Below are 20888 nucleotides of genomic sequence, written 5' to 3'. Positions count from 1 at the left end.
CCGAATCCATCGAGCCGTTCTATTCATACCGCCGCCCCAACCTACGCCCGCTTCTCCACAAACTCATTGAACGGCTCCGGCGTTTTCGAAGGATCGAAATCGGCCCAGCGTCCCTGCTGCCAGCGCCCGGTCGCCTTTTCGATCGCCATGCCCCCAGCCTCTCGCAACACGCGCGCGGCTTCGAGCTGATTGTCCTGCGACACGTGCACGGCGACCAGCACGCCGGAATCGCGCAACTCTTCGTGATACGGCACCCTGTACCCCGTTTTTGCGTGCTCGCGCGTGCGCGACATCGCGCCCGCCAGCGACCCGGCATAAGCGCCGACCCCGGCCGCGATCAGCGAAACGAGCAGCGGGGCCGAAAACGCCGCGAAGATCGCGACGCCGACGACTGCGCCCATCACCGAGCCGATCGTCACGCCCATTCCCGCGCCTTTGGGCGCGTCGCGCGCGCCGGGGTCGGTGCCCATATTGCCGCCGATCGGATGATGCGCGTGCTGGCCGCGCGGATTGACGAAAAACAGCGTCACGTCTTCTTCGACGAACCCGGTATTGAAGAGCTTTTGCGCGGCGTTTTCCGCGGTGGGAAAAGTCGTAAAGCGTGCTGCAACGATGAGTGACATATCGCCTCCTTATCGATGAAAGGCGTTCGCGGCCCCTGTCCGCGCCTTTGCATGGCGCATCGAGAAAGCACGGCGCTGCGGCACGCGAGCGCGCTATGCCGCAGCGCCACGATCCGGCTCCAGGCCTTCGACTCGGAACAGTCCGCTATGCAACACTACGCCTTCTCCGTCGTTCTGGTCGAGCGCTTCCGCGCAGACCGAACGGATGCGCTGGCGCCCCCTGTCGAACGCCTCCATCAAGGCCGGTTCGAGCGCCGAATCGGCACCGAAATGATCTTCGAGCGCCTCGGCGGTAATCGCGCACACGACCGGCTCGCCATGCACGCGCGCGATGAAGCAAACCGTCAGATTCGCCCCGTCGAAAACGGGTTGCTCATCGGGGAAAATGATCTGCATAAAGGAATCCTCATAAGCAGGCCGCGGCAGGGTCGCGTTCATGACGAGCCCTTCATCTTGCCGGCGAGCTGACGCGCCATGTCGAGGTGATGCCGGATGGTCGGCAGCGCATGCGCGGCCGCGGCCTTCAGTTGCGCATCGGTGCCGCTCGCGCGTTGCTGCTGGAACAGATCGACCGCGCGCTGATGCGCCTCCACGCCGATCTGCTCGACGTAAGCCTGATCGAACGCAGTGCCCTTTAGCGTTTGCAGCTTGCCGACCAGCGCCGAATCCGCCGACGGCGCCAACTTGAAGCCCTTCTTCGCGACGAGCGCCGCCATGCCCTGCGAGAGCTTCGTGTGGTCGACGATCATTTGCCCTGCGAACTTCCTGACCTGCGGATCGTGCGAATTTTTCAGCGCGACTTCGCTTGCGGCGATTTCGGTCGCATCGGACGTCGAAGCTTCGAGCACGAACTGCTGATCGGCGGGAGAAAGTGTCGTGCCGCCAACCGGCGCGGCGCCGGCCGGGGCCTCGCTTGCCTGCGCATGGACGGTGCCGGTCGATGCGACGCCGATGCCCGCCACGGCCAGCGCCATCGTCAACACTTGTAGGGAATACCGGAATGTCATGCATTTTCTCCCTGTTGACACACCATGCTGATACATCGAAGCGGCGGCGCTTGCAGACCATCGCTCTCGCTCATGCAACCCCTTGTGCTTCGTCGTTCGCGCGATCGGCGTTTGCTCGTTATGCATTTGCATGGCGGCCCCCTTTGCTAAAGCGTTGGGAGCAAAACACGTGCCCATATCCGGCGAGGCGTTCTGCCGCGCGAGGTCACGCGATGCGGGCTATTCGCACATTGCGGAGCGAAATCGAAGCCGCGTTGATATCGGGCATCTTGTGTATTTCGCGCATCGGTAATGTCGAACGTCGAAGGAGCGATCGTTGCCCGATCGTCGGCACATCGACCCACCTCGCTCAGGGATTTGATAAGGATCACTGCTCGTTGATGGCGGACCGCACGCCAGCCACCTCGGTACACCAAACCAGGCACTCCGGCTGCGAGCCGCACCGGTCCAACGCTCCATATGCGGCTCATCGGAACCTCGACCTCGCCACGACCCTGCCCGCCGCCTTCGCACGAGCCCGCGCACAAACTCAAGCTTGAGCGCCCCGAAGCGGAGTCGCTAGAATACGGCACCTCCATGCTGCGGCAAGGCGCCTTCATTCGATGACTCCCTCCGACGATTCACGGCAATCCGCGCGTACGTCCACCGCCGACGCCCTGTTCGCTTTCCTCAAGACGCTGCCGCTCGGCGACCGGCTCATCGAAGGCGGCTTCATGGCCGTGCAGGCGGTGGCGGGCGCGAGTCTCGCGTTCGCGATCGGCCGCGCGCTGCATACGGAACAGGCGTTCTGGGCCGCGATCACCGCGATCGCGGTCAGCCAGCACAGTTATATCGACACGCGCAAGCTCTCGCGCGACCAGTTCATCGGCGCAATGGTCGGCGGCGTGTGCGGTCTCCTCGGCACGCTCGCGGGCGGCGGTCATTTCGCGGTCTATGCGGCAACGGTGGCCGTCGCGATCATGATCTGCTGGGTCGTCAACGTGGGCAGCGCGGCGCGGCTGGGCGGCGTCACCGCGACGATCATGCTGCTCGTGCCCGGCATCGGACCCGTGTGGGACAAAGCGTTTCTGCGGCTCGCCGAAGTGACGCTCGGCACCGTCTGCGCATTGCTGGTCGCATGGCTCATGTCCTCGCTCGAACGGCGTGCGTTCGGCAAATCCGGACAATCCGGCTAGCGTTGCACGCCAGCGCCGCCGCGAGGTTCGCGGCGAACCCGGCCATCGGCACCGCGGCACGCCCTGACGCCCAGCGGCATCTCATCAGGTTTCCGAAGCATCGTCCGCTTGCGCGCGGCGCCGGTAGCGTCCGGGCGTCATGCCGACGCTTTGTGCGAACGCCTTGCCGAATGCCGCTTCCGATTGATAGCCGACCGCCTCGCCGATCTCCGCCGCGCTGCGGCGCGTGCGCAACAGCAGATCGCTCGCGATCGTCATGCGAATCCGCGTGAGAAAGTCCATCACGGTCACGCCCGCGCGCTCGTTGAAACGACGCGCGTAAGTCGCGCGCGACATCGCCGCGCGCTCGCCGAGTTCGGCGATCGTCCAGGCACGCTCGGGCGCATCGAGCATCGCCTGCACCGACGCGCCAAGCCGCGCGTCGGTCAGCAGTGCGAGCACGCCGGTGCTCTGCGCCGCATGCTCGCCGTATACGCGCAACGCCATCGCGAAGAGCGCGTGGCTCAGCGCGGTGACGATCGCGAACGCACCGGGTTGACGGCGCTCCGCCTCGCCGCGCATCAGCGCGATCACCGTTTGCAATGTGCCGAGCGTCCGCGCGCCACCGAGCGACACGTGCAACGGATCGGGCAGCGCGTCGAGCAGCAGCGCCGACGAGCCCGGCGCGTAGACGAAGCGGCCGCACAGCAGAGCGACGTCGGGCTCATCGGGCAAGGCGGCGTCGCCGGATTCGCGAGCCGCCGCGGCGCGGTCGTTGCGCCGCACCGGCAGCATGCCGTCATGCCCGAGCGCCAACGGCGCGGCGCCGGCCGAACGCCCCAGGTCGCGCACGCGATGCGCCGCGCCGCGCGGAAACAGCACGAAGTCGCCGGCCTGCAATTCGACGGCGCCGCCCGCGGTGTCGATCGCGCACGCGCCGCCGAGCACGAGGTGAAACGGCGCGATGCCCGCTTCCATCGGCGCGTGATCGATATCGAACGCGCCCGAGAGCATGCAGCGCAAGTCGAGGCTCGCTTGCGGACGGGCGAGGTCGATCAGCCGGCTGAGTGTGTCCATGAGACGCCCGCGCTAAAAGTTGAGCGAACCGAGTATTCGGGATATCGCGGCGGCGCGCAATACTTTCTCCCACGACGCCGGCATCCGCCGGTGCGCCACAGACCAAGGAGCACTGCCATGTTGAACTGGATCGATTACCGCAAGGAACTGTTCGGCCGTATCGGCGAGATGTCGAAGCTCGCGCCGGACACCGTGAAGGCCTATCAGGCGATGTCGGGCGCCGGCCAGAAGACCGACACGCTCGGCGCGAAGACGCGCGAACTGATTGCGCTCGCGGTCGCGGTCAGCCTGCGTTGCGACGGCTGTATCACCGTGCACACGGCCGAGGCGCTGAAACACGGCGCGACGCGCGAGGAAATAGCTGAAGCGCTCGGCGTCGCGATGGCGGTCAACGCGGGCGCGACGCTCGTGTACTCGGCCCGCACGATGGACGCCGTGGCGGCTTATAGCGAGGACGCCGCGAAGTAATCGGCGGATGCCTGGGCGCAAGGTCAGGCCACGCAAATCCCGGCGTGCCGCGCAAAAGTCGCAAAAAACTGCGAGACTGACTCCGACGCCGAACGATTCGATATGACGCGCCGCGACAAAATCCGGGCCGCCCGCCTCGCATCGCATCGCATCGCCACTGGATATGCCGCGCGCCGCCCTCATCTAGACGAGCATGACTTCTTCGACCAGGACTTCTGCCGCGCTCGACGCGACTCCGCACGCGAGGCAATCCCGCTCGCGCGCGAGCCCTGCGCGGCCCGCGGTGAAACCCGCGCCGGCGCAGCGCGCGCTGGACGTCGCGCTGGACGGTTTTCATCCGGCCGTCGCCGGCTGGTTCCTGAAGACGTTTGCCGCGCCCACCGACGCCCAGGCCGCCGCCTGGCCGTCGATCCGCAGCGGTCGCTCGACGCTGGTCGCCGCGCCGACCGGCTCCGGCAAGACGCTCACCGCGTTCCTCTCGGCACTCGACGAACTGGTCCAGCAAGGACTCGCGAACGGCGGCACGCTGCCCGACGAAACGCTCGTGGTTTACGTCTCGCCGCTCAAGGCGCTCTCGAACGACATCCGCCTGAATCTGCAGATGCCGCTCGCGGGCATCGCCGCCGAACTCGACGCGCTCGGCCTGCCGCCGCTCGAGATCCGCACGGCCGTGCGCACCGGCGACACCACGCAACAGGAACGCAACGCACTGAAAAAACGCGCGCCGCACATTCTCGTCACCACGCCCGAATCGCTCTACGTGCTGCTCGGCTCCGATTCGGGGCGGCGCATGCTGGCGACGGCGCGCACGGTGATCGTCGATGAAATTCATGCGCTCGCGGGCAGCAAGCGCGGCAGCCATCTCGCGCTCAGTCTCGAACGGCTCGACGCGCTGTGCGAGCGGCGCTTGCCGCGCATCGGTCTTTCCGCGACGCAAAAGCCGGTCGATGCGGTGGCGCGTTTTCTGGTCGGCGGAACCGGTATCGAACACGGCTCGCCCGTGGATTGCGCGATCGTCGACGTCGGCCATGTTCGCGCGCGCGACCTCGCGCTCGACATCCCGCCCGTGCCGCTCGAAGCGGTGATGCCGAACGAAGTGTGGGAGCGCGTCTACGATCGCCTCGCCGAACTCGTCGCGCTGCATCGCACGACCCTGGTGTTCGTCAACACGCGCCGCATGGCCGAACGTGCCGCGCGGCATCTCACGGAACGGCTCGGCAAGGAGGCGGTTGCCGCGCACCACGGCAGCCTCGCGAAAGAACATCGTTTCGATGCCGAACAGCGCCTTAAGCGCGGCGAATTGCGCGTGCTGATCGCGACTGCGTCGCTCGAACTCGGCATCGATATCGGCGACGTCGATCTGGTCTGCCAGATGGGTTCGCCGCGCGCGATCGCGCCGTTTCTGCAGCGCGTCGGACGCTCGGGCCATCACGTCGGCGGCATGCCGAAGGGGCGGCTCTTTCCGGCGTCGCGCGACGATCTGCTCGAATGCGCGGCGCTGCTCGATTGCGTGCGGCGCGGCGAACTCGACGCGCTAAGGATTCCGCGCGCGCCGCTCGACGTGCTCGCGCAGCAGATCGTCGCGGAAGTCTCGAGCACCGAGTGGAGCGAGGACGCACTGTTCGAGATGATCCGCCGCGCCGCGCCGTATGCCGAACTGGAGCGCGAGCAATACGACGCGGTGCTGCGCATGCTCGTCGACGGCTACACGAGCCGCCAGGGGCCGCGCGCCGCCTATGTGCATCGCGACGCGGTCAGCGGCACGCTGCGCGGCCGGCGCGGCGGCAAGCTCGTCGCCGTCACCTCGGGCGGCACGATTCCCGAGAACGCCGACTACGCGGTCGTGCTCGAACCGCAGGCAATCAACATCGGCACCGTCAACGAGGACTTTGCGGTCGAGAGCCTGGCCGGCGACGTGTTCCAGCTCGGCAATGCGTCGTACCGGATTCTGCGCATCGAGAGCGGCCGCGTGCGTGTCGAGGACGCGCAGGGGCAGCCGCCGAACATTCCGTTCTGGCTCGGCGAGGCGCCGGGGCGCAGCGATGAACTGTCGTTCGCGGTCGCGCGCTTGCGCGAGCAGATCGAGCGGCTGCTTACGGAGCGCGAGCCGGGGGCGCTGGGGGTGGCGAAGTCGGTGGGAATCGACGTTAAGGCAGAAGTCAGCGCAAAAGCCGAGGCGGAGATCGAAGCGGAAGCCGCGACCGGCGCGACAATAGCTGCACCGGCAAAAGCGGCTGCGAAAACCCGGCGCAAAGCCAAGGCAACAGCCGCGATTGAACAGCAGGCGCAACCCGTTGCGACCCACGCCGCCGCATCGCCAGCACCTGGTGACGATAAATGCGCAAACGCGGTTGCAAACCCGGTTGCAACCGCAACCGCGACGAACCCGCCCGCGAGCGCAACCCTCACGACCTCCACGCCAGCCGGCTCGCCGCGCATCGACCACGCCGTCGCCTGGCTCATCGACCACCTCGCGCTCGACGAACCCGCCGCGCGCCAGATCGTCGATTACCTCGCGCGCGCCCGCGCCGCGCTCGGCGTGCTGCCGACGCAGAACACGCTCGTGATGGAGCGCTTCTTCGACGAATCGGGCGGCACGCAGCTCGTGATCCACTCGCCGTTCGGCAGCCGCGTGAACCGCGCGTGGGGGCTCGCGCTGCGCAAGCGCTTCTGCCGCAGCTTCAATTTCGAGTTGCAGGCGGCCGCGACCGAGGACGCGATCGTGTTGTCGCTGACCGGTAGCCATTCGTTCGTGCTCGACGACGTATGGCGCTATCTGCATTCGAACAGCGCCGAGCATCTGCTGATCCAGGCGCTGCTCGACGCGCCGCTTTTCGGCGTGCGCTGGCGCTGGAACGCGACGACCTCGCTCGGTCTGCCACGCTACACGGGCGGCCGCAAGACCGCGCCGCAACTGCAACGGATGCGCAGCGAGGATCTGCTCGCGAGCGTGTTTCCCGAGCAGGCCGCGTGTCTCGAAAACATCGTCGGCGAGCGCGAAGTGCCGCATCACCCGCTGGTCGACCAAACTATCGACGACTGCCTGCACGACGCGATGGACAGCGAACGCTGGCTCGCGCTGCTGCGCCGCATCGAGCACGGCGAGATGCGGCTCGTCGCGCGCGATCTGCCGGCGCCCTCGCCGCTTGCCGCCGAAATCCTGACCGCGAAGCCGTACGCCTATCTCGACGACGCGCCGATCGAGGAACGCCGCACTCTGGCGGTGCAAAACCGCCGCTGGAGCGATCCGTCGAGCGCCGACGACCTCGGCGCGCTCGACGCCGCCGCGATCGACAGCGTGCGCGACGAAGCCTGGCCGCAGGCGCGCAACGCCGACGAAATGCACGAAGCGTTGACGGGTCTCGCCTGCATCACCGAAGCCGAGGCGCAAGCGTATGAAGAATGGCCGGCGTTGCTCGCATCGCTCGCGCAAGCCGGACGCGCCACGCGCATGCCACTCGCCGCTCGCCCAAACGCAAACGCAGACGCCGGCACGGCCACCCGCGACGCGCTGTGGCTGCCCGCCGAACGCCTCACCTGCTTCGCCGCGCTTTACCCCGGCATTCCGCGCGAGCACTACGCGCCGCAACTGAGCGCGCCGAAGGGCTACACCGATAGCTGGAACGCCGACGACGCGCTCGTCGACGTGCTGCGCGCGCGTCTGACCGGCTTCGGCCCGCTCACGGTCGAGGCAATCGCACAGCCGCTCGGCCTGCCCGCGCACCAGGTCGAGCAGGCGCTCGTGCGGCTCGAAGCCGAAGGCTATCTGCTGCGCGGCCGCTTCACGCCGCAAGGCTGCATCGAGGAATGGTGCGAGCGGCATCTGCTCGCGCGCATTCATCGCTACACGGTGCGGCGTCTGCGGCGCGAAATCGAGCCGGTCGAGCGGCACGACTTCATGCGCTTCCTGTTCGAGTGGCAGCATCTGATGCCGGACACGCGCGCCGAAGGCCGCGACGCGCTCGCGGCCGCGCTCGATCAGCTCGAAGGTTTCCAGGCCGCGGCCGCCGCCTGGGAAGAAGACATTCTGCCGGCACGCGTGCGCGCCTATGCCAATAGTTCGCTCGACGAACTATGCCGCTCCGGCAAGCTCGTCTGGACACGCCTGACCGAACGCGTGCGCGGCACCGCCGGTCCGATCCGCAGCACGCCGATCGTGCTGCTGTCGCGCGCCGAGGTCCGCACGTGGCGCGCGCTGCTCGATCCCGCGCGGCAGATGGAATTGTCGGCGCTCGCGCAAAGCGTGTACGACGCGCTCGCGCAGCACGGCGCGATGTTTTTCGACGAACTGCTCGCGGAAATTCGCGTGCTACGGATGGAGCTCGAAGGCGCGCTCGGCGAACTGGTCGCCGCGGGACTCGTCAACTCCGACAGCTTCGCGGGCCTGCGCGCGTTGCTCAAGCCGGTCACGAAGCGCAACGCGTTTTCGAGCGGCCGGCGCGCGCGATCGGGCGCGCTGATCGGCGGCATGGACGACGCGGGGCGCTGGGCGCTCGTGAGCCGCCGCCCAGCCGCCGATACCGCCGCGGCCAACGAGGCGGCCCACGCAACCGGCAGCGGCGTCAAAGCGGCGGAAAACCTGCCCCAACGTCGTCGCCCGTTGCCGCCCGAGGTGTTCGAACATGTCGCGATGACACTGTTGCGTCGCTATGGCGTCGTATTCTGGCGCGTGCTCGAACGCGAAGCGGAATGGCTGCCGCCGTGGCGCGATCTGCTGCGCGTGTTCCAGCGGCTCGAAGCGCGCGGCGTGATCCGCGGCGGACGTTTTGTCAATGGACTCGCCGGCGAGCAGTTCGCCTTGCCCGAGGCGATTCCGCTGCTGCGCGAAGTGCGGCGGCATGCGAACGACGGAGCTTTTGTCTGTGTTGCAGGCACGGACCCGCTGAATCTCGCGGGCACGCTGCTGGTGGGCGAGCGCGTGCCGGCGGTCGCGGGAAACCGCGTGCTGTATCGCGACGGCGTGGTTGCGGCCACGCTCGTGGCCGGCAAGTTCTGCTTCGACGCCGCGCTCGATGCGCATCCCGTCGAACGGGAACGGGCGCGTGCCCTGCTTGCACGGAAGTTGTGAAGGCGTTGCTGAAAACACGGCTTGGCGCGGCGCCATCCTGAAGTTTTTGTCCGCACTGGCCGTTAACGTTTTATACGCGTTTTATGCGCCTGAATTCAAACGCTTCGATACAATGAAGCAGTTTCACTTTAGTATGAGGAAGACTGTCTGCCGACACCCGCGCTGACAGGGACTGCCGGCACACTGCCCGGGGACTTCATGAGCGACGCGCAACACGACCAGGTGCTTCACCAGCAGTTCGGCACGAGCAGCCCGCGCTGGCATCTGTCGGCCGGCCGCGACGTGCTCGAACTGATGCCGGTGCGCGGCGGCACACCCGCCGGCGTCGCGATTCCCCTCACGCCTGAACAAGCCTCGTCCATCCGCGGCCTGACCGGCGCGACCTCGCACGTCGTCGTCGAAGTGCAACTGGCCGGTGCGCCGCTGCGTCTGCACCTGGTCGGCAAGCGGCGCGACCATCACACGTGGAGCGGCACCGCCTCGGCCCACCACGACACCGAAGCCGTCGCCCACGCGCTGCTGCACGGTCTTGCGTTTGCGGAACAGGTGGTCTCCGAAGTCAATTCGGTCGTGGTCATCGTCGACCGGCATGGCCGGATACAACGTTTCAACCGGCTCGCCGAAGACCTGACCGGCATCCGCGAAGAAGACATCATCGGCCGCAGCGTGTGGACGCTGTTCATGCCGTCCGGGAACGATACGGCCTCGAGCCGGAACCTCGCCGCGTTTTTCAATCGCGGCGAATCGTACGAGATCGAGCGGCGCATCAAAACCGTGCATGGCGAACGGCTCTTCCTGTTTCGCAACAAGTTCGTGCGCAGCGGCACCGGCATCGAGGATCAATTCCTGATCTGCTCGGGCACCGACGTCACCGAACAGCGGCTCGCCCAGGAACGGCTCATCGAGCAGGCCACCACCGACCCGCTCACCGGCCTCGCGAATCGCAACGCGATCCAGGAGAAGATCCAGATCGCCATCGAGCAGGCCGCGCCGGGCGAAGCGGTCGGTGTGCTGTTTCTCGATCTCGACAACTTCAAGAAGGTCAACGATCACTACGGCCACGTATTCGGCGACCGGCTGATCTGCGACGTTTCCGATGCGATCCGCAATTGCCTGAATCCGGGCGACTCGCTCGCGCGGCTCGGCGGCGACGAATTCATCGTGCTCGCGGCCAAAGGCACCGCGCACGAACTCGAACACACCGCGCAGCGCATTCTCGACCGCATGCGCATGCCGTTCGCGATCGGGCTCGTGGAGGTCTACACGGGCTGCTCGATCGGCATCGCGCGCTCGCCGGAGCACGGCGACAGTCTCGACTCGCTGATCCGCTCGGCCGACACCGCGATGTACGTCGCGAAAGACGAAGGCAAGCGCACGCACCGCGTGTTCTCGCCGGACATGAACCGGCGCGTCGCCGAATTCATGTGGCTCGACACGAACCTGCGCCGTGGTCTCGAAGAAGGCCAGTTCGCGCTGCACTATCAGCCGAAGCTGGCACTCGCGAGCGGCGCCGTGCAGGGCGCGGAAGCGCTCGTGCGCTGGAATTCGCCCGAGCGCGGGCAGATCATGCCGGTGGAATTCATCCGCTATGCTGAGGAATCCGGACTGATCGGCGTGCTCGGCCGCTGGGTCATGGAAACCGCCGCGAAACAGGCGGCTCGCTGGAACGCGGCCGGCTACGATCTGCGCATCGCGATCAACGTATCGGCGCGCCAGTTGACCGATACCGCCGTGGTCCGGCACTTCGCCGAGGCTCTGCATCACGCGAACCTCGACCCTTGCCTGCTCGACCTCGAACTCACCGAAAGCTGCCTGATCGAAAACGAAGCGGCCGCCATCGAACTGATCAAGCAGTTCCGCCAGCTCGGCGCGCAAGTGCATCTCGACGATTTCGGCACCGGCTATTCGTCGCTGTCGCAACTGGGCCGCATTCCGCTCGACGTCATCAAGCTCGACCGCAGCTTCGTGCGCTCGATCCATGCGGACACGAAGGCGCAGGCACTCGTGCGCTCGATGGTCGCGGTTGCCCAGGAGCTCGACTTCCAGGTGGTGGCCGAAGGCATCGAAACCGAGGCCGAAGAGGCATTCATGAAGGGGCTCAGCGTCGATTACGTGCAGGGCTTCCTGTACGGCAAGCCGATGCCCGCCGCCGAATTCGAGCGCTGGCTGCTCGACCGGCGCAAGCTCAGGCTGATCGCCTGAGCGTCACGCTTCTGCGCTGGTTGCAGGTGCGCCGGTTTGCGGACCGACACTTTCCTGCTCACGCCGATATGGCGCGCAAGCTATGCGAAACAGCGCGAGATGGCGCGGGATCAGACCTACACCCTCCCCAAAGCGGCGGCCGCAGAGCGCGCCGCTTCTTCCGGCGGTGGCGAGACGGCATGGGATCGCACTGGCGCCATGCGCGAAGCGACAAGCGCTAAACCTGCTGCTTCCCGCTGCAACGAGACGCCGCGAGATCACGCCGATGCCATGCGTAAAGCGACGGGCACCAAACCCTCCGCCTCTTCCTCCCGCACTCAGGGCGCCGCGGCAATCACCTCGGCCACCGCGGCCGTAAGCTTCTTGCCGTACGGCACGTGCAGGAACTCGTTCGGCCCATGCGCGTTCGACTTCGGCCCGAGCACACCGCACACCATGAACTGCGATTTCGGGAAGCCCTCCTGCAACACGTTCATGAGCGGAATCGTGCCGCCCAGCCCCATATAGGCCGCATCCGCGTCAAAATGCGTGCGCGAGGCGTCGTTGAGCGCGGTGGCAAGCCACGGCGCGACATCGGGCGCGCTCCAGCCGTTCGCCGAGCCCGCGTCGGGCTTGAACGTGACCTTGGCGTTGTACGGTGGATCGAGTTCGAGCAGCGCCTTCAGTTCGGCGACGGCCTTCTCCGCCTCGACGAGCGGCGGCAGACGCAGCGACAGCTTGAACGCCGTACGCGGACGCAGCACATTGCCGGCATCCGCGAGTGCGGGCAAGCCGGCCGCGCCCGTCACCGACAGCGACGGCAGCCACGTCGAATTGAGCAGCGCCTCCTGCGGATCGCTGGTGGTGGGCAGCACCTGGCGGCCATCCTGCCCGCAGGCCCACGGCATCTTCTTCCAGACGTCGTCGCCGAGAATGCGCGCGGTCGCTTCCGCTTCGCGCAGGCGGTCCGCCGGGATCGGGCAATGGAAGCCCCTGGGCAGCAGCGTGCCGTTCGCCGAGTCTTCCAGCCGGTCGAACAGCTGACGCATGATGCGGAAGCTCGACGGCACGATGCCGCCATAGACGCCCGAATGAATGCCCTCGTCGAGCACCTGCACTTCGAGATCGCCGCCGACGAGGCCGCGCAGCGACGTGGTAAGCCACAACTGGTCGTAATTGCCCGCGCCCGAGTCGAGGCACACGACGAGGCCGACATTGCCGAGCCGCTCGCGCAGCGCGTCGACGTACGGCAGCAGATCGTAGCTGCCCGACTCCTCGCAGGTTTCGATCAGACCCACGCAGCGCGGACGCTCGACGCCCTGCGCGTCGAGCGCGGCGAGTGCCGTGAGGCTCGCGTAGATCGCATAGCCGTCGTCGGCGCCGCCGCGGCCGTAGAGCTTGCCGTCCTCGAACTTCGGCGTCCACGGACCGAGGTCGTTGCGCCAGCCGTCGAATTCGGGCTGCTTGTCGAGGTGGCCGTACAGCACGATGGTTTCGTCGCTGCCCGAGCGCGTCGCGGCCGTTTCGAAGAAGATCACCGGCGTGCGCCCCGGCAAGCGGATCACCTCGAGCGTCAGACCGCGCACCGGCTGCTGCTCGGCCCATTGCGCCGCGTCCGTGATCACGCGTTCGAGATAGCCGTGCCTCGCCCAGTCGGGATCGAAGGCCGGGCTCTTGGCCGGCACCGCGATGTAGTCCGTCAGCGCGGGGACGATCTCGTCGTTCCATTTGCGCTCGACGAATTCGCGTAGCGTGTCCGGGTCGAGGCGTTGCACCTGCTGGGTATCGTCGGGGGTCATGATGGCGTCCGTGGGGGCGGGTCAGTCGAAACGATCATGATAGTCCCGATGCGCGCCGGGCTGAACCCCTCGACATGCCTTGATGCGCACTCGTGCAGCGGCGCTGCGCAAGTACGCCGTTCGCGCGACAATCGCTGCATGCATCACGCATCGGGAGATATTTATGAGCGGTAACGTGGCCGTGCAGGCCATCGCTGCGGTGGCGGCGCTGGCGCTGTACTTTCTGCCGGCAATTCTCGCGGACCGGCGCAAGCGCCGCGACGTGCTGACGCTCGCGCTCTTCAATGCCTGCCTCGGCTGGACCGTGCTCGGCTGGCTGCTCGCGCTCTATTGGGCATTGCAGCCGAACCCGCCGGAGACGCTGGCGGGCGACGTCGTCAAGACGCGCAAGCTTCTGAGCATGCGGGCGTTTTCATCGGCGCTGATGGCGCGCGTGCAACGGCGCACGGCCGCGCGCAACCGGCCGGAGCGGTGACTCGCCGCGAGGTGTGGGTCGAACGATGCGATTCGATGAATGTGCTTCGATGATTGCGTGCTTCGCGCAGCGGGCGCACGTTGCACGCGCAACCGGACTCACGCGGCGCGCCCCATGCGATTCCATTGCACGGAGCCGGCCGGAATCGAACGGGGCTCGGCCCGCACCCTGTCCGGCTCGAACATCTCGTGGCGCAGTTCGCCGTGTTCGTCGAACCATTCGCAGATCAGCCAGTTGCCGGGATTGAGCGCGACCGGCCCCACGTAGGTCACGGTCATGCGCGGGCCCCCTTCCTTCAGCGTGACCACGTCGCCTGCGTTGAACGAGGCGGCGGACGGTGTCTGCAATGCGTCAATGGTCGCGGTCAGCATATTGAATCCCCATGTTGAGCGTTATTAAGTCATTGCGCCAGGCCAATGCGCCGCTTTATCGATCCTGACTGCGACTTTGACTGCTGAAGGAGCGCTCTAAAACTTGAGAGAGATTAACAATTGAATTTAAACGCGGCAAGCGATTTTTTATTGATACCGCTTTCATTACGGCTGAATTCGAAGCCGCCGGGTTTAGTTCCCATCCAACAGGGGAAATTCCCGAATCCCATGCCAGCAACCGCTTTGTGCGCTACCGCACAAGCGCAACACTTACTTGCACGGGGCTTCCCCGTCCGGTAGAAAATGCGGCCCGGATTCGTCATATTAGAAGCGTGACGCAATGCCGCATAGGGTTTATTCCTGTTTGATGCAAATCAAAACGGCTTGTGAATTACAGACTCACTGATAAACCCTTGAAACTTTCATGCAGTCTTTCTTTAAAACGACAAAATTTTTACGATAAGCCGGTCATTGAAAACGATCGTGGTACGGCATTTTTCAAACTGCCTGCGCGAAGCACGCAAAAACGCGCTGCGGATTGCTGCAATGCCGAATGCGGGGAAAGGCCAGTCTGCCACGTCGACGGCGCAACATCCGATGTAAGCCCGGCCTTCCCGCTCACGGCCTTCCGCCGCACGAGGCAGACGATCGACGGCAACGGCGAGCCATGTCCGCCCCCGCGCAACGCGCAAAAAAGCCGGCGACGGTCTCGCACCATCGCCGGCTTCCGTTTATTTCCGTTTATCTTTGCTGCCGCGCGGATGAACCCCCAGCCTCAGGTTTCGAGCTTCGCATCCATCGTGATCGTCGCGTTGAGCACCTTCGACACCGGGCAACCCGCCTTCGCATCGGCCGTCGCCTTGTCGAACGCGGCCTTGTCGCCGCCCGGAATCTTCACCGTCACGTCGAGATGCACGGCGCTGATCGCAAAGCCGCCGCCGTCCTTGTCGAGCGTGACGGTGGCCGTGGTGCCGATCCGCTCGGGCGTGATGCCGGCCTTGCCCAGTTCCGCCGACAACGCCATCGAGAAGCACCCCGCATGCGCCGCCGCAATCAGTTCTTCGGGGTTCGTGCCGATGCCGTCCGCGAAGCGCGTCGAAAACGAGTACTGGGTGTCCTTGAGGACGCCGCTGTCGGTAGAAATCGAGCCTTTGCCGTGCTGCAGATCGCCTTGCCAGATTGCCGATGCCTTGCGCTTCATCACCGCTCTCCTGTGGTGCCCTGCCGCGTGCCGTGCGACCGAAAACGATGCCTGCCGCGCGGCGGTCCCGCCCGGATGTGTCCGCGCGCCGGCATCGGTCGCTGCTGCCGCGCGGCTGTAGGGCGCGGGCGTGGACCGGCTTTCATCATAGGCGCTTCCGTGTGCCGCCGTCGTGACGGCGCGCTGGCGATCGGACCGGACTCCGATGCCCGAGGTCAAGAAAAGCGCTTTTTGGACTATATCAATAGCAGTAACAATCTTTCCTCGGAAATCGTCTTTTTTACGGACTCGGTAAGAAATAGACTCGCTTCAACCGATCGGGCAACACCATTCAAACCGATCCACTCAACAATCGAAACCGGAGATCATCATGAAATCGCTTCTTTCCGCAGTCGTCGTTGCATCGGCTCTTATCGTTCCGGCCGTGTCGTTCGCACAGCAGTCAAACGCTCCGGTCACGCGCGCTCAGGTGCGCGCCGAACTGGTGGCGGCGCAAAAAGCCGGTCTCCTGTATCAGAGCGACGCCGAATATCCGAAGGCCATGCCGCAAGGCTCGACAGGCGTGGTTGCCGCGGCGCAAGGCGCGCAGGACGTCGGCGGCGTGAAGGCCAGTTCGTCGGACTCGGGCACGCCGTCGTCGGTGCAGCAACAGCTCTTCTCGACGTATCGCGGTCATTAAGTGCGTCGTTGTAGCCGCGCACTTGCGCGGCTTCGCTGTGGTAGTCAAAGCGGCTGAAGCCCAGTTGATGCCGCCGTAAGAAACAAAAGCCCTGCTTGTGGCGTTCGCAAGCGGGGCTTTTTTATTGCGCTGTTATCGCGGCGTTTGCATTGCGTCTTTCTATGTGGTCAAACAACATACGTTGTCATAAAAGGCAAAATAGAACCGGATGAATCATAACGGTGCCATTTGATCCGTCCGCGTCGATTTCGCGGGAACGCACGACGAACGTTGCCGGCGCGACAAACCCGCTCAGGACACGTAGGCGCCCTTCGCATGCAACGACTGCTCGGCAAGCGCGAGCTGTTCGACCGCGCCCGCGCCTTCGAGCGCGAGCAGATGCGCGACGAGCGCTTCGGCAAGCGCGGTGGCGGCCACCAGCGACGGAAAGAACGACGGGCTCTCGTGCGAGAAGATCAGCACCTTGTCGGCATTCAGCGCGATCGGCGACACGGCGCTGTCGGTGATCGCGATCAGCTTGCCGCCTTTTTCGAGCACGGCTTCGGCAACACGCGCGGACTCGACCGAATACGGCGCGAAGCTGACGACGACGGTCGCGCTGTCGCGCCTGATCGCGCGCAACTGCATGTCGAGCGTGCCGGCCTCGCCGTTCAGCAACGACACCGACGGACGGAACAGCCGGTAGCCGTACACGAGCCCGAACGCGACCGGGTAACACGAGCGGAAGCCCGCCACCTGCACATGCGGCGCGCGCCGCAACAGCCGCGCGGCCTCGACGATCGTGCGGCCGTTATGCGCGGCGGTCGCTGCGAGATTGTGCTGTTGCGCGGCGAGCAGATCGTTCGCGAGCGCATCTTTGGATTTGACGAGCGAACGCGCGCGGCTCGTCAACGGTTCGGGACGCGTGCGCACGCGCGCGACGAACAGGTTGCGCAATTCGTTCCAGCCGGGAAAGCCGAGTTGCTGCGACAACCGCACGAGCGATGCCGGCTGCACCTGCGCGCGCTCGGCGACTTTGCGCATCGACGACACCGCGACCTCGTCGGGATGATCGAGCAGAAAAGCAGCCCCTAGCTGGAACTGCGGGCTCAGGTCGGAGAAGCGCGCCCGGATCAGGGCAGCAAGCTGATCGAAGCTGTCAGGCATAGCGAGGCCGGGCGGCGCCGGAGGTAAGGATGACAACAAATGTTACCACCGGGTGGGGCAGCTTCAACGGGGATAGATCGACCTGCACGCGCCCGCCCTCGCCTCATCCGCCGCGCCTTGTCCTGCGTGCAAACAGCACGCCGGCCCCCACCGCGACCAGCAGAACCAGCAGGAGGCCAGCGCTCATGCCGGTCGTACGGCGAGCGTCGCTCGCGGCGGAAGCCGCGGACGCAACCGCAACCGCGGGCGCGGTGGCATCCGACGCCTCGACCGGTTGCGGAAGCGCGATGCCCGCGGCGCTGCCCTGATGCACCAGCGACGCCTCCGAGGTCGGCGAGGCTGGCGACGACGTTTCGGATTGCGATGCCGGCACAGGAGGCGCCTCAGGATTCGGCCCGACCGGAGCCGCTGCCGTATCCGAAGCCATCTCTATCGGCGCCGCCGCCTGCGCAACGGCTTCGAGAGACCTTGCCATCGTCTTCCACTGAGCGAATACGCCATCGACACAGTGAACGTCGACACATGCGTTGCGCGCTTGCCGCCATTGCACCAGTTGCGCGACCGCGAGTCTTCCGTCACGCAGCAGCGCCTGTTGCTGCGCGAAGATATCGTCGTATTCGTTGTTCAGGATCGCGTGATCGCATATGACGCGCTCAGCGGCTTGCTGCGTCGTCGCGCACTGGATGTCGCTCGCCCAGGCCGCGCTCGAGCCCAACGCCGCCGCCGACAGCAGCACTATTCCAAGTCGTCGTGCCGGATGCACCCGCCCTCCCGGAATGTGAGTGAATGGGCTATCGGGTAGCATCGCGCATGCCCGCCCCGGCCCACGTCCCGACGCGTCACATCCGGCTGACAGCGGGACGCCCGCCTCGGCGCATGACGCAGCGACACAGCAACGTAACGGCAGAGCGACAACGGAACAACGGCGCGCAACAACGGCGGCACGGCGTTAAAGCAGCGCCACCACCCGCACATCGCCCTGCTCCGCCGACGCCACCACCTTCTCGCCGATCCGGCGGAACGTGATCGACACCGACGCATCGCCCACCCGCAGATCGCCGACTTCGAGCCAGTCGATCCCCTCGGGCAGCATCGGCTGTTCGATCAGCACCTCACGTCGCTCGGCGTCGATCGTGATGCCAAGACAGGCCTCGAGCATCATGAACGGCGAACCGGCCGCCCACGCCTGCGGCAGACACGCGACCGGATACGCGGTCGGCGGCTCGCCACGCCGGCGCGGAAAGCCGCAAAACAGCTCGGGCAGGCGCATGTCGAAATTGACCGCGGCCTCGAACAGCGCCTGCAGCAACCGCACCGCCGACGCCTTGCCGCCGTAGCGCGACAGCCCGCGCGCGCAGAGCGCGTTGTCGTGCGGCCAAACCGAGCCGTTGTGATACGCCATCGGATTGAAGCGCGCCTGGCTCGCGGCGAGCGTGCGTACGCCCCAGCCGGTATGGAACAGCGCCGAGTCGAGCGCGCGCACGACCGCTTCGCCGCGCTCGCGCGAAGGCAGCCCGAACGCCAGCAGGTGTCCCGCATTCGACGCCATCACGCGGCACAGTTCGCCGTGACCGTCGAGCGCGATGCCGTAGAAGCCGGCCTCGTCCATCCAGTACTTTTCTTCCACGCAGCGGCGGATTTTCTGCGCGCGCCCGGCATATTGCCCGGCCTCCTCGTGCAGATCGCGCAGCTTCGCGAAACGGGCCATCGTGTCGAACGCGGCGCTCGCATAGGCCTGCACTTCGACCAGCGCGATCGGGCCATCGGGGAAACGGCCGTCGGCATGGAACACTGAATCGTGGCTGTCTTTCCAGCCCTGATTGGCGAGCCCGCCGTCCGATTCGCGCTGATAGTCGAGCAGCCCATGGCGGTTCTTGTCGCACACGCCCGCGACCCACTGCGCCGCGCGTTCGAGCGCCGGCCACAGTTCGTCGATCAGCGCGAGGTCGCCGGTGCGCTCGGCATAGGCGCCGGCCAGCACGATGAAGAGCGGCGTGGTGTCGACGCCGCCGTAGTACAGCGCGAACGGCACTTCGCCGGCCGCGGCCATTTCGCCCTTGCGCATCTCGTGCATGATCTTGCCGGGCGCGGCATCGCGGAACGGCGAGTTCTCGCGCGCCTGATGATCGGCGAGAAAGCGCAGCACGCCCGCGGCGAGGTGCGGTTGCAGCCACAGCGTCTGCAGCGACGTGATAACGGCGTCGCGGCCGAACGGGGTCGAAAACCACGGAATGCCCGCATACGGATACGGACCGGTCGCGAGATCGGTGGTCAGCAGGCTCAGGTCGGCGAACGAGCGGTCGATCCACGCATTGAACAGCGGGTTGCCCGAGCGCACGCGCGCACTCGCGCGGCGGCGTTCGCGCATCACGAGGTGCGCGTCGACGAGCGCCGCGCGCACCGCCGTGCGGCCGACGCGTGGGCGCTCCGCATCGACCTGCGACAGATGCGCCTCGCTTACCGCATGCACGGACTGCGCGATGTCGGCGCCGGGCTTGTTCGTCATCGGCACGAGGTGCACCGCGACCGACAGATAGATCGACACGCACGCCTGCGCGGGCAGCTTGATCGTGTAGTCGGCACGGTCGGCAAACAGCTTGTCCGGCTGCGGCGAGAACGCGATCTGCACGTTGCGCGCGACGTCGTCGAGGCCGAGGTAGCCGAGCAGCACCTCCTGGTTTTCGATGCGCGCCGGTTCGATACGCCCCTGCTTGTCGCGCTTGAGACCGCGCACTTCGAACATGTCACGGAAGTCGCTCGAAAACGAAATGGACAGCGGCACGACCGCGTCGCTTGTGCCGTAGTTCGTGAGTTCGATCGCTTCGTTGAGCACGGTGCCCGACAGCACGCGCACGCGCTCGACGTGGATCACGCCCTCGGGCGTGCTGTTGCCGCCAAGCGGCGGCAGCGGACGGTTGGTCAGATGCGCGGTGAACGAGGTGTTGTCGCTGCTCACGCTGCCCGACAGCAGCGACGGCGCGCGGCCACCGAAAGTCAGGCGCAGTTGCGACAGCATGCGGGTGTCGTTGACGAACAGGCCGTCTTCGTGGCCCGTGATGTCGCCGAGGGGATCGTTGACGATGAAGGTGTCGCCCGACTTCAGCACGTGCTGCGTGGCGCTCGCGACGTTGAGGTTTTCCGTCGGAATGAAGATGCCGTCCTGCTCGGGTTCGCGGTGATCGACGCCGCCCGAGTGGGTCAGCCCGCCGAGGGCTTCTGGCTGCTGTATCAAGGTCGCTCCTGTGGATTCGCTGCTGCGTTCAGTGTCACTTCCGGATGATGCCCAAGGCGTGCCGCCATCTTGCCCGGTCGCTTCCGATTGTAGAGTGTCCGTGCGCGTGAGACGAACTTATCACAGAGGAGTTTCGATTTTTTTGTGCGGTTTTTTGCGGAATGTGTTTATAGATGTTTCCAGTGGCACAGGACCTGCAGGTTGGCGCGACACTTCCGCGCCCCGCTGGCCTCAAGGGCCGACGGAGCGCTAATGCATTGACACGCGCATCGGCGCCGGTTTAGCGCTGTGCAAGCGGCTTCGCCTCACGCAGCGTCTCGCCGATGAAGAGCTGGCGCGGACGGCCGATCTTCTGCTCCGGATCGGCGATCATTTCGTTCCACTGCGCAATCCAGCCGACCGTGCGC

Annotated in this window: 17 protein-coding genes; 7 read left to right on the top strand and 10 right to left on the bottom strand. The window is 66.1% G+C overall.

The window, feature by feature from the left end:
- Positions 1-41: 41 nt before the first annotated feature.
- The 3 genes from G3N58_RS13500 to G3N58_RS13490 all read right to left on the bottom strand — a co-directional run bounded on the left by G3N58_RS13500 (position 42) and on the right by G3N58_RS13490 (position 1630).
- Positions 42-623, bottom strand: a complete 582-nt coding sequence (locus tag G3N58_RS13500) for a hypothetical protein (RefSeq protein WP_205999381.1) — start codon at positions 621-623, stop codon at positions 42-44.
- A gap of 93 nt (positions 624-716) precedes the next feature.
- Entirely contained in the window at positions 717-1061 is a 345-nt protein-coding gene (locus G3N58_RS13495; RefSeq protein WP_167041663.1) for a DUF1488 domain-containing protein, read from the bottom strand.
- A complete protein-coding gene (locus G3N58_RS13490; protein WP_205999380.1) occupies positions 1058-1630 on the bottom strand; it encodes a DUF4142 domain-containing protein in 573 nt (190 codons plus the stop codon). Before G3N58_RS13490 ends, G3N58_RS13495 begins: the two co-directional genes overlap by 4 nt.
- A gap of 602 nt (positions 1631-2232) precedes the next feature.
- Between G3N58_RS13490 and G3N58_RS13485 the strand changes: the two genes are divergently transcribed.
- The gene (locus tag G3N58_RS13485) at positions 2233-2805 is read left to right on the top strand and encodes an FUSC family protein (RefSeq protein ID WP_167041657.1); all 573 of its coding nucleotides are present in this window, start codon (positions 2233-2235) and stop codon (positions 2803-2805) included.
- Positions 2806-2889: 84 nt separating this feature from the next.
- On the opposite strand, the gene G3N58_RS13480 is transcribed toward G3N58_RS13485, so the two are convergent.
- A complete protein-coding gene (locus tag G3N58_RS13480) occupies positions 2890-3861 on the bottom strand; it encodes an AraC family transcriptional regulator (protein ID WP_205999379.1) in 972 nt (323 codons plus the stop codon).
- A gap of 117 nt (positions 3862-3978) precedes the next feature.
- Here G3N58_RS13480 and G3N58_RS13475 point away from each other — a divergent pair, with 117 nt between their 5' ends.
- The 3 genes from G3N58_RS13475 (at position 3979) to pdeR (ending at position 11599) form a co-directional block, all read left to right on the top strand.
- Positions 3979-4329, top strand: coding sequence for a carboxymuconolactone decarboxylase family protein (locus tag G3N58_RS13475; protein WP_167281807.1), 351 nt, complete (start codon positions 3979-3981; stop codon positions 4327-4329).
- Between the two features lie 193 nt (positions 4330-4522).
- Complete coding sequence (locus G3N58_RS13470; protein WP_241017101.1) at positions 4523-9397, top strand: DEAD/DEAH box helicase; 4875 nt, start codon at positions 4523-4525, stop codon at positions 9395-9397.
- Positions 9398-9595: 198 nt separating this feature from the next.
- Complete coding sequence (pdeR, locus tag G3N58_RS13465; RefSeq protein WP_167041648.1) at positions 9596-11599, top strand: cyclic di-GMP phosphodiesterase; 2004 nt, start codon at positions 9596-9598, stop codon at positions 11597-11599.
- A 317-nt stretch (positions 11600-11916) separates the two neighbouring features.
- Here pdeR and G3N58_RS13460 read toward each other — a convergent pair whose 3' ends face one another.
- Positions 11917-13377 (bottom strand): M20 family metallopeptidase, encoded by a 1461-nt coding sequence (locus tag G3N58_RS13460; RefSeq protein WP_205999378.1) that lies wholly within the window; start codon positions 13375-13377, stop codon positions 11917-11919.
- 163 nt (positions 13378-13540) lie between these two features.
- Between G3N58_RS13460 and G3N58_RS13455 the strand changes: the two genes are divergently transcribed.
- Positions 13541-13852 carry a superinfection immunity protein gene (locus G3N58_RS13455; RefSeq protein WP_167041642.1) on the top strand — a complete coding sequence of 104 codons (312 nt, stop codon included), beginning with the start codon at positions 13541-13543 and terminating at the stop codon, positions 13850-13852.
- Positions 13853-13950: 98 nt separating this feature from the next.
- On the opposite strand, the gene G3N58_RS13450 is transcribed toward G3N58_RS13455, so the two are convergent.
- Complete coding sequence (locus tag G3N58_RS13450; RefSeq protein WP_167041637.1) at positions 13951-14223, bottom strand: YodC family protein; 273 nt, start codon at positions 14221-14223, stop codon at positions 13951-13953.
- A 471-nt stretch (positions 14224-14694) separates the two neighbouring features.
- Here G3N58_RS13450 and G3N58_RS34500 point away from each other — a divergent pair, with 471 nt between their 5' ends.
- Positions 14695-14826 (top strand): hypothetical protein, encoded by a 132-nt coding sequence (locus tag G3N58_RS34500; protein WP_275691438.1) that lies wholly within the window; start codon positions 14695-14697, stop codon positions 14824-14826.
- A 172-nt stretch (positions 14827-14998) separates the two neighbouring features.
- Here the strand turns inward: G3N58_RS34500 and G3N58_RS13445 are convergent, their stop codons facing one another.
- Entirely contained in the window at positions 14999-15424 is a 426-nt protein-coding gene (locus tag G3N58_RS13445; RefSeq protein ID WP_167041635.1) for an OsmC family protein, read from the bottom strand.
- A 370-nt stretch (positions 15425-15794) separates the two neighbouring features.
- Between G3N58_RS13445 and G3N58_RS13440 the strand changes: the two genes are divergently transcribed.
- A complete protein-coding gene (locus G3N58_RS13440; protein ID WP_205999377.1) occupies positions 15795-16103 on the top strand; it encodes a DUF4148 domain-containing protein in 309 nt (102 codons plus the stop codon).
- Between the two features lie 291 nt (positions 16104-16394).
- Here G3N58_RS13440 and G3N58_RS13435 read toward each other — a convergent pair whose 3' ends face one another.
- The 3 genes from G3N58_RS13435 to G3N58_RS13425 form a co-directional block, all read right to left on the bottom strand.
- On the bottom strand, positions 16395-17249 hold the full coding sequence (locus tag G3N58_RS13435; protein WP_205999376.1) for a MurR/RpiR family transcriptional regulator: 855 nt from the start codon (positions 17247-17249) through the stop codon (positions 16395-16397).
- A 103-nt stretch (positions 17250-17352) separates the two neighbouring features.
- The gene (locus tag G3N58_RS13430; protein ID WP_346778268.1) at positions 17353-17985 is read right to left on the bottom strand and encodes a hypothetical protein; all 633 of its coding nucleotides are present in this window, start codon (positions 17983-17985) and stop codon (positions 17353-17355) included.
- A gap of 213 nt (positions 17986-18198) precedes the next feature.
- Positions 18199-20478: an amylo-alpha-1,6-glucosidase gene (locus tag G3N58_RS13425; RefSeq protein ID WP_167281854.1), complete on the bottom strand. Its 2280-nt coding sequence runs from the start codon at positions 20476-20478 to the stop codon at positions 18199-18201.
- Positions 20479-20888 lie beyond the last annotated feature (410 nt).

It is taken from the genome of Paraburkholderia sp. Ac-20342, assembly GCF_017104985.1.
GTDB lineage: Bacteria > Pseudomonadota > Gammaproteobacteria > Burkholderiales > Burkholderiaceae > Paraburkholderia.
The sequence above is the reverse complement of the archived record's forward strand: the minus strand, read 5'-3'. Positions and strand labels throughout refer to the sequence as shown.